Here is a 17,162-nt window from a genome sequence, read left to right as displayed (position 1 = left end):
CATTAGTGCTAATATTAACTTAATGTTAAGTTTTAACAATAAATTAAGACCTTACAACATCTAAAAAAAAGTTTTTAACACTATGGTACAATGATTTACACTCTAATCTAATCGTTAACAAAATCTATATTTAAGTTAAAAAAAGTAAAAGAGATACGATTAGATAGAATTTAATCGTTTATAAGTTTTTTTTGAGCTAGTTCTTTTCCTAATTCAACACCAAATTGATCGTATGAAAATATATTCCATAAAACTCCTTGAGTAAAAATTTTATGTTCATATATAGCTAAGAGCATCCCTAAAGAATTAGGTGTTAATTTTTTAAAAGTTATTGAATTACTAGGGTGATTACCCTTAAACACTTTATAAGGTAAAAGTGTATTTATTTGGTTTAATTGATTATTAACCTTTAATTCTAAATGGGCTTCTTCTTTTGTTCTTCCAAAAGCTAAAGCTTCTTGTTGAGCAAAACAATTTGCAAGTAACTTTTCGTGATGTTCTTCTAAACTATATAAAGACTCTTTAAAACCAATAAAATCAACCGGTATTAATTTTGTTCCATGATGCAATAGCTGCATAAAAGCATGTTGTGAATTCACTCCCGTTCCTCCCCAAACAATAGTTCCTGTTTGGTAATCAACTCTATTTCCATTTCTATCAACATCTTTACCATTGCTCTCCATTACTGATTGCTGTAGATAGGCTGGAAGTTTTTCTAAATATTCACTGTAAGGTAACACCATTTCTGTTTCTGAACCAAAGAAATTATTATACCAAATGCTCAAAAGAGCTAATATAGCCGGTATATTTTTATCAAAGCTGGTGGTTTTAAAATGCTCATCAATTTTTTCAGCTCCTCTTAACAGCTTTTCAAAATTATCAAACCCTAATGATAAAGAAATCGATAAACCTACAGTTGACCAGAGAGAAAATCGACCACCAACCCAGTCCCACATGGGGAATATGTTTTTTTTGTCAATTCCAAAATTATCAACCGCTTTAGTATTACATGATACAGCTACAAAATGCTTAGAAACATCAAAAACAGTAGCTGATTTTAAAAACCAATCTCTTATTGTATTAGCATTATTAATTGTTTCTTGGGTTGTAAAACTCTTAGAAACTACAACAAAAAGTGTTGTTTCTGGATTTATCTTTTTTAAGACTTCAAAAACATGGTCTCCGTCAATATTTGACACAAAATGTGTGTTGAGTTTATTTTTATAGAACTGTAATGCTTCTACCACCATTTTGGGTCCTAAATCCGATCCACCTATACCAATGTTAACGACATCTGTGATTGGTTTTCCTGTATAGCCTTTCCACTTACCTGAAATAACTTTATTACTAAAAGCTTTCATCTTTCGTAAAGCCGTTTTAATTTTAGGCTTTACATCTTTTCCGTCTATAAAAATAGGAGTATCAGAACTACTTCTTAAAGCTGTATGTAATACTGCTCTATTTTCTGTAACATTAATTTTATCTCCTGAAAAATATTTTTCAATAGCATCTTTTAACTCAACTTCTTCAGCTAAAGAAACTAATAAATCAATTGTTTCTTGTGTTATTCTGTTTTTAGAATAATCTACAAACAACTCGTCTAAACAAATAGAAAACTCATCTTTTCTACTTTTATTCTTACGAAACAGTTCCTTTAACTCATAACCTTTCGTCTCATTAAAATGTTTTGTTAACCTCTCCCAAGCATTAGTTTCTGTAGGGTTTATATTCTGTAATGGCATAATTAATGTGTAGCTAAAATTTCTTTTTCTTTAAATGAAAGTGGTTCTGGTTGTGGTAACTTTATACTGTCTAATTGTCTTTTTAATGGTTTTATATATTCTAAATATGTGGGTTTTATTTTAGGGTCTAAAGGTTCTGCTGAGGGTAATTTTTCACGAAACGGATCTACCTGTCGTCCATTTTTCCAAAAACGGTAGCAAACATGTGGGCCACTAGTGTTTCCTGTCATTCCTACCCAACCAATAATATCTCCTTGTTTTACATATTCACCAACTCTTACTTTCCTTCTTTTCATATGTAAATACTGAGTTGTATAAGTACTATTGTGCTTTACTTTTACATAGTTTCCATTACCTCCTCTTCTCGCAGATTCTACAACAGTACCACTAGCTGTGGTCATAATAGGAGTTCCATACCTAGCAGCAAAATCAGTACCTTTATGAGCTCTCACCCTGTTACCGTAAAGTTTTATTCGCCTTCTTAAATTATAACGTGATGATATTCTGTATTGAAATTTAATTGGTGATTTTAAAAATGCTCTTCGTAGCATATTCCCTTCTTGATCATAATATTCAGGAATTTTTTTAATTGAATCGGCTACGTATCTGTATGCATACAGATCTTCTCCATTATGTTTAAAAATAGCTGCTTTTACTTTACCGTACCCGACAAAGGTTGTATCGTTTATAAACTTTTCTTCAAAAATCAATTTAAATGTGTCTCCTTTTTGTAAACGATAAAAATCTAACGTCCAAGCATAAATATCTGCTACCGTATTGGTAAGTGTTGGTTTTAACTGTAAACTATCCATTGTCATAGATAAATTAGAGTAAATCTTACCTGCTATTTCTTTTTCAACAGTCTTTATCTTTTTTCTATGTTTGTATGCAGATATTATTGAATCTTTAAAATCGATAATAGTAGCTTCTACTTTGTTGTGTTTATAAATAAAAACCTGTGCTTGATCTAAACTGTCTTTTGAAGCTAAAATTGTATATGCTTTTCCTGATCGTATCCTTCTTACATCAAAAGTATCTTTAATTCTAGTTGCTATTTCATTAATTTTAGGGTACATTACATGATGTCTATCCATAATGACCCCAAAACTTTCTCCATTCTTTATGGTATCGTTAATAACCTTATAATTATCTAAATTAAAACCGTAAGCTATAACAGGCTTTGGTTTTTCTATTTTGACAGGTTCTTGTACGACTATTTTCTTTTCTTTTTTACATGAAAAGAAAAGGCATAAAATAATGAATGTAAGAATGAATTTTTTCAAAAAAAAGCTGCTTTAAATTTGAGTTTATGCGCAAAAGTACAAATAAATACTATTTTTCCTCCCACTTTAACAATTCTTAAACAGCTTATGTAGCATTTTTAATCAACAACTATTTCAAAAGGATTTGCTAATCCTTTATAAGCATCTAATTCTGCACGTAATGATCCAACGGCTAAAGAAGCTTTCATTTTTATTGGTATTTTATTGTCATCTGCTGAAATCCAAATAGTAACACTTTCTTTTGCTTTAAAAACTCTACCGGCTTGAACCAATGGTCTAAATTTTTGTGTTTTAACCTTACCAAACTTTGTTTTTAATGTTTCGTGCCCCAAAAATCGTAATTTAAACGGGTAACTTTTATTATCGAAAAACATATCAAGCTTGATTTCATCTCCTTTTCTTAAATTTTTGGTATTCTGACTTCTTAAAAAATAGAAGGTAGAAATCATGTCTTGAGGTGACCTAACAGAAATTAATGTATCTTTTTGCTTACGGAAATCTTGAACGTACGCTGTATTTTTTTTATGGTTAAAGGTTATATGACGATTCTTTTTATGACCTCCTTCATCTATTTTTCTTTTGAATAAATAAGGCTGTACTTTATCAATTCCAAAGTAACTTTCGTACCTGTCTTCAACCTTAAAAAACCAACTAATAACACCCGTTGTTTTACCAGTTCCTATAGCATGTAGTACTTTTTGGTTATTTAAATTCTTTTCTTTTAACTGTAAAACTGCTGTTCCTGCTTTTAAAAACCCGCTATAGCTCATATCAAAACGAAGCCATTCTCCGCTCTTATAAGCTATTGGTTTACTTTGTGCAAAAAAACTTTGTGCAACTACTAAAAGTGTAAAAAACAATATTCTTTTTCTCATAATGTTCAAACTTATGAAAATTGATAGACAATTACCGTTCCAAAAATTAAAAAAAGCTGTTTAACAGAATATTAAACAGCTTTTATCTTATAGTTACTAGAATTTAAAACGTTCCCCAGTTTTCTAATTCTTCTTGGCTCCATAGGTATGGAAAGAAAATTCTTCTTTGATATTTTGGGTGCAAATATTTACGCCAATTACTACCTCCAGTGGCTTCTAAATCTCCATCGCTTCCTCCTAAATATTTCCCAGCTGCATTGTAATGTGCCATTACCCATTTAACATTTACAGTATAATCATAATGACGCATTGCCTTTATTAGTTCTTCATTTTCTTGAACTTCTTCAGGTAATTGCTTGAATTTTTTTGAAAGGTTACAGTCATTATAATCTTCCATAAAATCTATGAATTCACCCATATACTTTTTCTCAAACAAATTTAATAAAGTTGTTTTTTGACCTGTGGTATAATTTTTCCCTGCTGCTTGCCAGTATAAGTGATCATAGGCATTTTTAAATGATGAATTTCTATCAATTGTATCTCTATAACGTGCATCTATCAAATTAATAAGGTCTGTAGAGGCAAATTCAATTTTACGGTATTGTGCACTTTGAAATCCACTCGCTGGTGTTAATGTATTACGAAATTTTAAGTATTGTTCTACATCCATACCATCACCCATAACTGTAAAAGAACTACATAACATATCAAAATAACGACTGATACGCATTAAGTGTTTTGAGAACTTATCTGCTGTAATTTCTTCTGCTTTTGCCACTTGATCAATTTCCCACAAAATCATTTTAAACAACAATTCATTTACTTGATGATACATGATAAAAACCATTTCATCTGGCAATGTAGTTCTAGGGATTTGAAGTCCTAAAAGTGCATCCGTTTGTATATAATCCCAATAGGTTATAGGCTCACTCCAAAGCAATCCTTCTAACATTGCTTCAACAGGAACACCTAATTTATCGTATTTTTCTTCTATTGCTTTTAATATTTCTTCTTTACTCATTTGTTTGTTCTTTTATAATTGTTCTACATTCTTACTCTTTAGGTTAAGTAAGTTTTATGAGAAAGGAGATTTTATATTTAAATACCTATTTTGATTCATCATATAAATAATAAAAACCAAGAAACAAGGCAATTTTTACTGTCTTGAATCTTGGCTTTTGATTTGCTTTATCTTATAAAATATAATTTTTACAGAGTTCCTCTTAATTCTTGCTCTCTTTCAATTGACTCAAACAAGGCCTTAAAGTTTCCTGCTCCAAATCCACGAGCTCCCATACGTTGAATAATTTCAAAGAACAAGGTTGGACGATCTTCTACTGGTTTTGTAAAGATTTGTAATAAATACCCTTCTTCATCAGCATCGATCATGATTCCTAAAGATTTTAGCCTTTCAATATCTTCTCTTAACTCGTGACTAAACTCTTCTAATCTTCCTGGAACTGCTTGATAATATGCTTCTGGTGGAGTTGATAAAAACTCTACTCCTTGAGATTTTAATTGACTTACTGTTTTTATAATATCATCAGTAGCCACAGCTATATGTTGTACTCCTGCACCTTCATAAAAATCTAAATATTCTTCAATTTGAGAACGTTTTTTCCCCTCAGCTGGTTCATTAATTGGGAATTTAATCCTTCCGTTTCCATTAGACATTACCTTACTCATTAAAGCCGAGTATTCTGTATGAATTTGTTTATCATCAAATGATAAGAAGTTTTCAAATCCCATCACATCTTCATACCACTTCACCCAAACATCCATTTGGTTCCAACCAACATTACCTACCATATGATCGATATATTTTAAACCTGCTACTGGTGGGTTATAATCTGATTCCCATTTTTTGAAACCTGGTAAAAACGTTCCGTTATAATTTTTACGCTCTACAAACATATGAACAGTTTCCCCATAAGTATAAATCCCTGCTCTTACAACTTCTCCGTGTTCGTCTGTTTCAACTGTTGGCTCCATGTATGATTTTGCTCCACGTGAAGTTGTTTCTTCATATGCTTTTCTTGCATCTTCAACCCAAAGTGCTACTACTTTAACTCCATCTCCATGTTTTACAATATGATCATTAATTGGAGATTTACTGTTTAATGGAGTTGTTAAAACTAATTTGATTTTATCTTGTTTTAACACATAACTTACTTCTTCTTTAGATCCTGTTTCTAATCCTTTGTATGCATATGATTGGAAACCGAATGCAGTTTTATAAAAGTGTGCTGCTTGCTTTGCATTTCCTACATAAAACTCTACATAATCTGTTCCTAAAAGTGGTAAGAAGTCTTGTGCTCCTTCAAATATTTTTTCTAAACCGTAGTTTACTGATTTTATTTCTTTTGACATTTCTTTCTGTTTTGAAAAATTTGATAGTTAAACTAATTTGAAAATTGATTTAATACCTTTTCAAATTATCACATTCATATAATAAATTACTCTAACCAAGATTTGTAATAATCTTCATCTGCTATTTTCATAGCTTCTTCAGTTACTTTTAATGGTTTAAAAGTATCTACCATTACCGCCAATTCTTCGGTTACTGTTTCTCCAATACTTCTTTCTGCTGCTCCTGGGTGTGGTCCGTGAGGAATTCCCGCTGGATGTAAAGAAATATGTCCTGCATCTATATCATTTCTACTCATAAAGTCTCCATCTACATAATACAATACTTCGTCAGAATCAATATTACTATGATTGTATGGAGCTGGTATTGCTTCTGGGTGATAATCATACAAACGAGGCACAAAACTACAGATTACGAATGCATCTGTCTCAAATGTTTGGTGTACTGGAGGCGGTTGATGTATACGTCCTGTTATTGGTTCAAAATCGTGAATTGAAAAAGCATATGGATAGTTATATCCATCATACCCAACAACATCAAAAGGGTGTGTTGCGTATACCATTTCAATAATTTCATTTTGTTTTTTCACATTAATAACGAAATCTCCTTTTTCGTTATGTGTTTCTAACTCTTCTGGTCTACGAATATCACGCTCACAAAATGGAGAGTGTTCTAATAATTGACCAAACCAGTTACGATATCTTTTTGGAGTGTATACTGGACGATAAGATTCAACGATAAATAACCTGTTATCTTCTGTATCAAAATCCAATTTATAAATTACTCCACGAGGAATTACTAAGTAATCACCGTATTTAAAATCTAAGTTACCTAACATAGTGCGTAATTTACCAGTCCCTTTATGGATGAAAATTACCTCATCTGCATCGGTATTTTTGTAAAAGTATTCTTTGGTAGACTCTTTTGGAGCCGCTAAAATGATATTACAATCAGAATTGGTAAGTACTACTTTTCTACTTTGTAAATAATCATTTTCTGGTGCTACTTGAAACCCTCTAAAACGATACGATTGAATATTGTTTTCTTTTGCTACCTTAGGCGCTATCGAATATTGCTTACGGATTTCTTTGACCATTGTTGGTCTATATTCATGGTAACTATTGGTAGACATTCCGTCAAAACCAATCGTACCAAATAATTGTTCGTAATATAAACTTCCGTCTTCTTTACGAAACTGAATATGTCGCTTGTGTGGAATTTTTCCTAATTTATGATAAAAAGGCATCTTTTCTTAATTTGATAATTCAACAATGTGTTAATCTTTCAATTAACTCTCTTTCTTTATTAGTCAGTTTATTCTACTCATTGTTATTAGTAGTGACTAACTCCAAAAATCAATCAATAATAGCTACTCCGGATTCCGTTTTATCATGAACTTTAAATGCGCTAAAAGATCTTTCCAATGCATTTTAATAGGTTTTTAGTTGCGTTTTACAAATATACCAAATTTAAAAAGATGTTGATATCTCATTAAATTTCAAAATTTTAGATTTTTTTATTTAAAATTAATCTAAATAAATTTTGATACTTAACCTCTCTGGGATACATTTGCGATATTAAATAATTTTTATTAAATCTAAATAAGAAAGAAATGAAGGGCTTTTTAACAACAGTCTTACTGTTTGTAGGAATAGTAAATTCAGTAGCACAAGGGGAAAAGATTAGTGGTACTGTATTAGACAACAATAATGACCCTTTAATAGGTGTTAACATACTTATTGAAGGAACTCAAAAAGGGGTGCAAACCAACATTGATGGTAACTTTACAATCCCTATCTCCAAAAAAGGAGAAATAACATTGATAGTATCCTATGTTGGTTTTAAAACTAAAAATGTAAAAACTAATAGCAATACACAAAACTTACAAATTACTTTATATGAAGGTAATGAAATACTTAACGAGGTAACCGTTGACACTCATAGAAAAAACAAGTTTTCTAGAAAAAAGACTGCTTATGTAGCAAAACTACCTTTAAAAAACATTGAAAACTCACAAGTATATAGTACTGTAACTAATCAATTATTGATTTCACAGTCTGTTACTAGCTTTGAAGAAGCCTTAAAAAACACAACTGGAGTTGAAAAACTATGGTCTTCAACTGGTAGAAGTGGTGACGGTGCGGGTTACTATTCTATTCGTGGTTTTTCTGTTCAACCACAATTAGTTAATGGTATTCCTGGAATTACAAATGGCTTTATAAACCCTGATAATGTAGAAAGAATTGAGGTTGTAAAAGGACCTTCTGCTACTTTATACGGAAGTACTGTAACATCATACGGAGGTTTAATTAATATTGTTACTAAGAAACCATATAAAGGAACTGGCGGAAACATTACTGTTGGTGGAGGTTCTTTTGGTTTTAAAAAGCTAACTGTTGACCTTAACACTAACCTTGAAGAAAATGAAAACATCTCATTACGATTAAACGCAGGTTATCAAACACAAGATAGTTTTCAAGATGCCGGTTTTAGAAAGGCATTGTTTTTAGCTCCTGCTATATCTTATAAAGTAAATAATAGATTGACTTTGAATTTTAATTATGAACTGTCATCGACAGATCAAACAAATCAAACTTTTCTATTTTTAAACAGAGGAGCTTCTCTTACCATTAAAAACTTAACAGAGCTAAATTACGATAGAGATAAATCGTTAACAAACAACGACATTTCTATTAAAAACCCTAATCAAAATTATAGAGGTGAAGCTGCTTATAAAATTACCGATAACTGGTCTTCTCAAACAATCGTAGCTGGCAGCAACACAAAATCAAAAGGATATTACACCTACTTATACAATGTTCAAGATGATTTATTTGGATTATATGCTCAAAAAACAGATGCTTCTACTAATACTCTTAGTTTACAACAAAACTTTACAGGAGACTTTAAGCTAGGTTCTGTTAGAAATAGAGTGGTAGTTGGTGTTGATTATTTAGAGTCACAAATTATAGATAATGGTTCTGGTTATCGTGGAATTAATGTTGTGAACCCACAAGGGCAACTAATTCCTGTACCTCCTGCTTTTGGCTTTGCTAATTTACCAACAACAAGAGCAAGTCTTGATACTGTTTTAGCTAATGTTGACAGATCAAATTCTGATATAAATCAAAATGTTCTTAGTGGTTATGTTTCTGATGTAGTAAATATTTTACCTGAACTTTCTGTAATGGCAGGAGTTCGTTATGATCGATTCAATTATAAAGGTGATGCAAACGACCCAAGCGATGACGAAAAAGAATATACAAAATCTACCTTCTCACCTAAGTTCGGAATTGTTTACCAACCAATTTTAGATCAACTATCTGTTTTTGCCAATTATCAAAATGGATTTTCTTACGTAAATCCAAAAAGAATACCTGAAGATATTTCAAATCCTAAAGGACCTACTAAATTACAATCTTATGATTTGGAACAAGCCAATCAGTTAGAGTTTGGTGTAAAAACAAATCTATTTAATAACAAATTGGAAACTACTTTAAGCTACTACAATATTATAGTAAAAGATAAAGTAATGCTTGATACAAATTTACAAGATGGTACTGTTAAAAGTAAAGGTTTTGAACTAGAAGTAAACGCAAACCCTGTTAATGGATTAAACTTACGTGGTGGTATTAGCTATAATGACGCTAAAGTTACAGAGTCGAAATCAAGACCTGACTTAGTAGACAAACGTTTAGCTGAAGCAGGACCTGAAACTTCTTACAATTTTTGGGCTGATTATAAATTTCAAGACGGTATTGTTAAAAACCTAGGGTTAGGTTTTGGATTTAACGGTGCTAGTAAATACGATACTATGGTAGGGTACCCATCCGTAGGAGATTTTTACTTACCAGCCTATACTATTTTTAATGCTTCAATTTATTATGAAGTCGATAAATTTAGAATTAGTGTAAAAGGAAACAACTTAACAGACAAAGAATACTATACAGGATGGAGTACTATAACTCCTCAAGCTCCAAGAGCTTTCTTAGGTACTGTTAGTTATAAATTTTAAATATGAATAGCTATTTGAATTATTAAATGTTGTAAACACAAAACTCTGAATTTTTATGTTCAGGGTTTTGTTCTTTGATTAAACCACTATGAAAACAGTTACTTTTCTTATTATTTTCCTCGGATGTTATGCTTTGTATAACACTTCTGAAAAAGCTTATTTATCAAATACTTTTTCTTTGCAAAAATGGTTTCAGTCTCATAAACATTTTACTAATATAATTGGATTAATCTTCCTATTAGTAGGTTTATTATTATCAATCACTTTTTTTGGACTTTCAGCTGGAATTATTACTTGGATTGTAGCTGCCTCTCTCTTTTTAAGTCTTATCATTCTCATTACTCCTTTAAGAGTGATAAACTATGCTTTTTTAACTGTCTTATTTACGTTAACTTTTTTAATAGAACTCATTTTTTAATATGCCTGCTAATTCTAAATATTTAAACCAATCACCTTGGCAGCAGTTCGCAAAAATCTCTGCTGGTCTCATTGGTGGATACATCATAAGTGCTCTACTACATATGTGTTTAGTTTTATGGCTACCCAATCCAAAAGAAGTACTAATCACCTCTATTTATACCATTTTTATTGTTTGGGGCGCTTTGTTAATTGTTCCTTACTTGTTTAAAAATGGATGGAAAGTTTGGATTTTATATCTCATAATTTCAATAATCCTATATGTAATTTATTACTTCGGAAATCAACAAAATCCATTTGTATAATGAGTAACAGAAATTACAATGTATTTTTCAATACACATACAGTTAGTGGTATTGTTATAAGTGTAGCCTTATATGTTATCTTTTTTACAGGTGCTTTTGCTCTTTTTAAAGATGAAATTGAAGCTTGGGAAGATGGTAAACATTCACAAAATATCGCTAGAGAAAATATTGATTATGATTCTTTATTAAAAAAACTCTCAGAAAATCATTATTTAACGAGTAGAGATATTCGTTTTTACTTAGGGCATAAAAGCGACAACATCTATGTCTTAACCTCAGCTGCAAAAGACACAGTAAACATTCCTGATGAAGCAAAATATCAAAACTATCAGGCAATAAATATTCATACTGGTGAAACAGCTAGTTATGTAGAGAAATATGGCTTAGGAGAGTTTTTATACCGCTTACATTTCTTTACACAAATTCCTACTATTGGAATTTACCTTGCTGGTTTTGTTTCCTTGTTCTTTTTATTTGCTATTGTTACTGGAGTGATTGTGCATTGGAAAAAAATTATTTCAAACTTTTACCAGTTCAATCCCAAAATTGCTTTAAAAAGAGTCTGGACAGACGCACATACTGCATTAGGAATTATAGGACTTCCTTTTCAGTTTATGTACGCTGTTACTGCTGCTTATTTCTGTTTAAGTTTGTTTGTTTTACTTCCTGCAAACTTTTTATATGGTGGTGATCAAGATAAACTAATGGAAGATTTGCGCCCCGACCGTACATCGTATGAATGGATTGCTAAAACTGACAAAGAAATTTCTAGTGTCAATAAATTTGTAAAAGAAAATGCTAACCGCTGGTCTCATTTTAACTCAAATTATGTTTTAATTAAAAACTATGGCGGTACCAACATGAAATATTGCTTGATTGGTGAACTAGATTATAAAGAACGCTTTTTAAGTTCGGGAATGATATTTTATGATTTTGAGACCAATAAAACTTCGATTGTAAGAAATCCTAATGAAAGTAAGTATACAGATGATATTCAACTTTCTGTAAGCCGTTTACACTATGGTAATTTTGGAGGTATTACTGTAAAAGCTATTTACTTTATCCTTGCGATTATTACTTGCTTTGTAATTATTACAGGTGTATTAATTTGGATTGAAGCTCGCAATAAAAAAAGCATGAGCTTAAAGCAACGCCTTTACACTGCCAAGGTAGGGCATATTTATCTTGCTATTTGCTTGTCATTATTTCCTGTTATTGCCTTATTTTTCTTGGTCGTAAAATTATTACCAGAGGCTTATCAAACTCAAAAAATGAATATTTTATATACTTGGTTTTTTGTTATTTGGTTATTGGCAACTCTCTATTTTAGATTTAAACGAAATAATTACCTCACAAACAAAACTACTTTATTAGTAGGTGCAGTTCTTGGCTTTTTAGTTCCAGTTACTAGTGGCATTATTTCCAATAACTGGATTTGGAATACTTATAAAGCTAAGCAATTTGACATTCTTACAGTTGATTTACTATGGATAGGTATTTCAGTTACTGCGCTATTCATCTACCTTAAAATTAAACCTGATGCAAAAGTTAAAAGTGCTTTCACAAAGCACCCTATAGATTATAAAAATCGCAAACAGTTATTAGCTGAAGAAGCACAAAAAACAGCTAAAGATTTAACTAACGAAAAGAAACAATTATTAAACAATAAAAACCACATACCTATGAGAACAAAAATTATAATCCTTTGGATATTTTTAGCAATTGGCTGGATAGTTCACCACATTTACGGACTGTTTAATATATACTACAATGAAACCTTAATGATGGAGGGGGCAACTGGTGAAGCTCCTTTTATACATCACATATATCGTATTTTATTTGAAGGAATGTGTTTGCTTTTTGGGTTATTAACTATTGAAATTTCTAAAAAATGGTTTAAAGTAACTTCAATCGTATGGGCAAGTATTGCTGGTTTGTATAACGTATATCATTTCTTAGAAGCTATCTTACATGAGTCAAGTAATGTTTCTGAAATATTTATGCTTCTTCTGGTTGCTATTGCAAGTGTATTTTTAATTATTAATATTTATAAATGGATTAAAGATATTTAACATACAATAAGCTTAATCTACATTTCCTTAGTCCCCCAATTTTATGGAAATTGCTATAGCCAACGATGATACATTGCAATTAAAAAAAATACTACAGTTACAAAATAAAAGTATAAACTGTGGCATAACAACCTATACCTATACAGTTAATGCTGCCTATGGTAATGGAATTATAACTAGTTACTATTTTGATGGTTTATTAATTACTATAATAAATGCTAAGTTTAAAAAAGATTTTCTTTTTACCTCAGATCATAACTTAAGTTCTTTAGAACTATCTGTTTTAATAGAAGGGGAAAAGATTATTCGTTTTTCTGATTTCAAAAACGACCTTATTCTTGAAAAAAATGAAAGCTGTCTTCTATACAATAACAATGAAGATAGTAAAGCCTTTTTTTACAGAGACAAACCTATAAACGAAATTAAAATTAGCATGTATGATTCTTTCATACAAAAACATCAAATGCAAGCTCTTTTGTCCAATGATAAGGCGCTTGGTTTAAAAAAAACAGAAACCTTTACTCAACAATTAACTTCTAATATGGAGAAAATTGTTACCGAAATACTCCTTAACTCACAAAAAGGGTTACTTAAACGTCTTTTTTTAGAATCAAAAACTTTAGAATTGCTACATCTTCAATTAGCTATTCGTACAAAAAAAGCGAGTAATTCTAATGAGAATATTCTTAAGAAAATATATAAAGTAGAAGCTATACTTCAAACAAATCTACATGAACAAATATCCATACAGCAGCTTGCTCGCAAAGTATTATTGAATCAAAATGTTTTAAAAAATGAGTTTAAAAAATTGTTTGATGAAACTATTTTCAATTATGCTAAAAAATTAAGAATGGAGAAGGCTAAAAACTTATTAACTCATACTCAAAGACCTATTTATGAAGTAGCTGATATGGTAGGGTATAAAAACCCTACTCATTTTACAGCTGCTTTTAAAAAGTTTGAAAAAGTTACTCCTAAAGAGTTTAGAAAGAATTATTCTTATGAACCTTCAAACTAGAATCTGAGTTTTTACTCATTTATTTCTCAAATTTATTTAACCAAGCTTCATTTCTGTACTCTCTTGCCTTTTTTCCTCCATCAATATGGTTCCAACCTGGAGGCATAAAAACATATTTTACTTTGTCTATTAATCTTGGTGCTTTTTTAACGTCTAACCATAATTCTTTCCATAGTAAAAACTGTACATCCCATATGCTTTCACTATTCAATTTGTCATGCATAATTCCATATTCAATCTTTTCATTATCTAATTCTTTTTGAAAAGTTTTAAATAAGCGATCCCAAATACTAAAGGTTTCGCCATAATTTCTATCTAAATAAATATGATTTTTAGCATGATGCACCCTATGAACTGAAGGCGTAATTAATATCTTATCCAACTGTTTCTGCTTTCCAATAACTTTTTCGTTTATATGTGTTAACGTAGCATATAGTCTTGCTATCGGCTCAATTACAAAAATCATCAATGGGTGAAATCCTACTATTGGAAGCCATATAAAATTAAACGGAGTAAAAAACACATCAAATATTGATCCTCGTGCAACTACAGTTAAATTCATTTCTTCTGCTGTATGATGTACACCATGGATACACCATAAAACTCGAACTTTATGTCCTAATAAATGAATAAAAAACACTGTAAAATCGTACAATAAGTAAGCCGCAACCCATACATACCATTGAAATCCCAAGGTAAAAAACCTGTTTTCATACAACCAAAACATGCTAGCCACAATAAACATTTTTGACAGTAAAAAATATGGAATGCTTTGCACTAAATATGATATAATACTAACGACTCCTTCTTTGTTTTTTTCAACATAACTTGTTACTATAAGAATTCCCCATTCAACTAGCATTAAAACAAGCACTATTATACTCATATGTTCTAATTGACCTACAAGTACTTTTATCGATGATAAATCCATTTTTTAATTATTCTTATAAAAATTATTCTTTAAAAAAGCACACACTTGTACTACTGCTGCTTTTGAAGCTTCAGTTTCTCTAAGAGCATTTAGTACTATAAAATCGTGTATTGTTCCTCCATATCTTGTTGAAACAACTGGTACTTTAGCTGTTCTTAACTTTTTAGCATATGCTTCACCTTCATCTCTTAACACATCATACTCCGCTGTTATTAAAAGTGCTTTAGGTAAATTTTGAAGTTCTTCTAAACTTGCTTTTAAAGGAGCTACAGTTGCTAATGATTGCGTACTTTTATCAGGAGCATATACTTCCCAAAACCATTTCATCGTAGCTCTAGTTAAATAATGCCCTTTAGAAAATTGTTCGTATGATTTGGTGTTTAAATTAGCATCGGTTACAGGATACAACAACACTTGCCCAAGAATTTTAGGAGTTCCTTTTTCTTTTGCCTTCATTGCTACAACAGTTGCCATGTTTCCTCCTACACTGTCACCACCAACTATAATTCTGTTTGAATCTAATCCATAGTTTTTCCCATATTTTGACATAAATAAAACTGCTACATACCCTTCTTCATTTGCTACAGGATACTTTATTTCTGGTGCTCTTGAATATTCTACAAAAACAACTCCTACATTAGCTTTTAAAACAATATCTCGCATTAACCTTTTGTGTGTTTCAAAGCTATTAAACACCCATCCTCCTCCATGAAAATACACTAGTATTGGAAGCAATTTTTCAGCCTTTTTTGGCTTTATGATTACTGAATTAACTTTCCTATCTCCTTCTTTAAAGGTAACTTTTGTAAAAATTACGTTATCATAGGTTAAGGTTGAATCTTTTTGCATGTTTTCCATAGCTAACCTTCCCACATCCAAAGGCAAATCTTGTAATGGTGGGCCTTGATAAGAATGAATAGCTTCTAAAAACTCTTGAACAGTAGGGTCTAATCCATAACTCCCTGCTAATGTTGATTGCGCTGCAGATTTAAGTTGTAACACAACAACAATAATAACTAATAACTTCCTCATACCTATGCCATTTGTTGTGTTACCCTTGTTTTTTTACTTCTCTTAGCAACCTTGTATTTGTTAAACATATATAATAAACTGAAAGTTCCTATGTTTACAGCCAACATAATGGCTAAAACCATTGGCTCGTTATAAGCTGAAAACTCTGTAAACACTAGTAACCAATAAATTAACACCCATTGTATCATATAAAAAGGGGTAACATTCTTGCTACAGTAAAAAAACAATCTGCTTACATAATTGTTCTTAGGAAGGTTCCTTTCTATTAAATAATACACCCAGAAAAGAACTAAGATACACCCCATTAATCCCATACTTCCTCCTGGGCCTAAATGATAATAATCTCCAAAATGGTATTCATAATTATAATCACACAGTAACTTTCCTGTTACGAGAAAAACGATACCTATATACAACATTGGTCTGAATAAAGATTTATCAGCATTTTCAGGTGCTTCTTGGTATCTTAATCCTAAATACAGTCCCATCAGAATAAATGAAATCCACGGAAATAAAGGAAAGTATACATCAAAGTTATCACCCCAAATAAGGTTTAAAACATAATCTACCCCAGGAATTCCTAGTTGAATACCACTTACAATTTTTGAAAGCCAAATAATGACCAATGCTATAAGTATGAGTATGTTTTTATTTTTAATTAAGAACTTAAACGATATCCCTATTAAAAACAATGATATCCCTATTAGTTGAAACATATCTCCTTTTAAGAAGTAGTTTAACATACTATACGGATTACTTACTTGAAGCCCGCTTGCCTTTACAAAACTTTCTGGAAAACCTCCAAAAAACAAAAGAGGTACTATAAATCTTAAGAAGTTTAAAATGTATCCTAAAATAATAATGAATAAAGCTTTTTTAAGGATTCCTTTTTTATTGGAGTTTCTTGAGAATGCAAATGATATCCCCATTACAATAAGGAAAACGGGTGATCCTCTTTCTAATATCTGAGCTATATTTCCTGTTATCGAGTTTTCCCAAGTATCCATATTTGAAAAAATCATCATCACATGTACTGGAATCATAATAAGAACACTAAATCCTCTTACAAAGTCCACAGCTCTTACTCTATTTTGTTTTTCCATT

General features: G+C 30.9%; 14 protein-coding genes. 5 read left to right on the top strand and 9 right to left on the bottom strand.

The genetic code is table 11. The annotated features are described in order from the left end of the window. Positions 1-170: 170 nt before the first annotated feature. The 6 genes from pgi to VBY68_RS14250 form a co-directional block, all read right to left on the bottom strand. The gene (gene pgi, locus VBY68_RS14275) at positions 171-1,742 is read right to left on the bottom strand and encodes a glucose-6-phosphate isomerase (RefSeq protein ID WP_415270101.1); all 1,572 of its coding nucleotides are present in this window, start codon (positions 1,740-1,742) and stop codon (positions 171-173) included. Positions 1,743-1,744: 2 nt separating this feature from the next. Beyond that, on the bottom strand, positions 1,745-3,025 hold the full coding sequence (locus VBY68_RS14270) for a peptidoglycan DD-metalloendopeptidase family protein (RefSeq protein WP_415270100.1): 1,281 nt from the start codon (positions 3,023-3,025) through the stop codon (positions 1,745-1,747). Between the two features lie 98 nt (positions 3,026-3,123). Further along, the gene (locus VBY68_RS14265) at positions 3,124-3,900 is read right to left on the bottom strand and encodes a DUF3108 domain-containing protein (protein WP_099214809.1); all 777 of its coding nucleotides are present in this window, start codon (positions 3,898-3,900) and stop codon (positions 3,124-3,126) included. Positions 3,901-4,003: 103 nt separating this feature from the next. Further along, positions 4,004-4,921: a tryptophan 2,3-dioxygenase family protein gene (locus VBY68_RS14260; RefSeq protein WP_099214810.1), complete on the bottom strand. Its 918-nt coding sequence runs from the start codon at positions 4,919-4,921 to the stop codon at positions 4,004-4,006. A gap of 188 nt (positions 4,922-5,109) precedes the next feature. After that, positions 5,110-6,270 (bottom strand): 4-hydroxyphenylpyruvate dioxygenase, encoded by a 1,161-nt coding sequence (hppD, locus tag VBY68_RS14255; RefSeq protein ID WP_121146374.1) that lies wholly within the window; start codon positions 6,268-6,270, stop codon positions 5,110-5,112. 86 nt (positions 6,271-6,356) lie between these two features. Further along, positions 6,357-7,514, bottom strand: coding sequence for a homogentisate 1,2-dioxygenase (locus tag VBY68_RS14250; RefSeq protein ID WP_099214812.1), 1,158 nt, complete (start codon positions 7,512-7,514; stop codon positions 6,357-6,359). 366 nt (positions 7,515-7,880) lie between these two features. On the opposite strand from VBY68_RS14250, the gene VBY68_RS14245 reads away from it, so the two are divergent. The 5 genes from VBY68_RS14245 to VBY68_RS14225 all read left to right on the top strand — a co-directional run bounded on the left by VBY68_RS14245 (position 7,881) and on the right by VBY68_RS14225 (position 14,095). After that, on the top strand, positions 7,881-10,283 hold the full coding sequence (locus VBY68_RS14245; protein ID WP_415270099.1) for a TonB-dependent siderophore receptor: 2,403 nt from the start codon (positions 7,881-7,883) through the stop codon (positions 10,281-10,283). Between the two features lie 88 nt (positions 10,284-10,371). Then, a complete protein-coding gene (locus VBY68_RS14240) occupies positions 10,372-10,701 on the top strand; it encodes a hypothetical protein (protein ID WP_415270098.1) in 330 nt (109 codons plus the stop codon). A 1-nt stretch (position 10,702) separates the two neighbouring features. After that, a complete protein-coding gene (locus VBY68_RS14235; protein ID WP_121146379.1) occupies positions 10,703-11,005 on the top strand; it encodes a hypothetical protein in 303 nt (100 codons plus the stop codon). Then, positions 11,005-13,077: a PepSY-associated TM helix domain-containing protein gene (locus VBY68_RS14230; protein WP_415270097.1), complete on the top strand. Its 2,073-nt coding sequence runs from the start codon at positions 11,005-11,007 to the stop codon at positions 13,075-13,077. The genes VBY68_RS14235 and VBY68_RS14230 overlap by 1 nt, the downstream gene beginning before the upstream one ends. 43 nt (positions 13,078-13,120) lie before the next feature. Further along, entirely contained in the window at positions 13,121-14,095 is a 975-nt protein-coding gene (locus VBY68_RS14225; protein WP_415270096.1) for a helix-turn-helix domain-containing protein, read from the top strand. Positions 14,096-14,114: 19 nt separating this feature from the next. On the opposite strand, the gene VBY68_RS14220 is transcribed toward VBY68_RS14225, so the two are convergent. The 3 genes from VBY68_RS14220 to VBY68_RS14210 are packed head-to-tail and all read right to left on the bottom strand — an operon-like array spanning position 14,115 to position 17,161. After that, positions 14,115-15,026, bottom strand: coding sequence for a sterol desaturase family protein (locus VBY68_RS14220; RefSeq protein WP_415270095.1), 912 nt, complete (start codon positions 15,024-15,026; stop codon positions 14,115-14,117). 3 nt (positions 15,027-15,029) lie between these two features. Beyond that, positions 15,030-16,058 (bottom strand): alpha/beta hydrolase, encoded by a 1,029-nt coding sequence (locus tag VBY68_RS14215; protein WP_415270094.1) that lies wholly within the window; start codon positions 16,056-16,058, stop codon positions 15,030-15,032. Between the two features lie 2 nt (positions 16,059-16,060). After that, the gene (locus VBY68_RS14210) at positions 16,061-17,161 is read right to left on the bottom strand and encodes a heparan-alpha-glucosaminide N-acetyltransferase domain-containing protein (RefSeq protein WP_415270093.1); all 1,101 of its coding nucleotides are present in this window, start codon (positions 17,159-17,161) and stop codon (positions 16,061-16,063) included. Between the last annotated feature and the right edge of the window lies 1 nt (position 17,162).

This window comes from Tenacibaculum ascidiaceicola (genome assembly GCF_047470925.1).
In the GTDB taxonomy this organism is placed as follows: domain Bacteria; phylum Bacteroidota; class Bacteroidia; order Flavobacteriales; family Flavobacteriaceae; genus Polaribacter; species Polaribacter discolor.
This window is presented reverse-complemented; position numbering and strand designations above follow the sequence as displayed.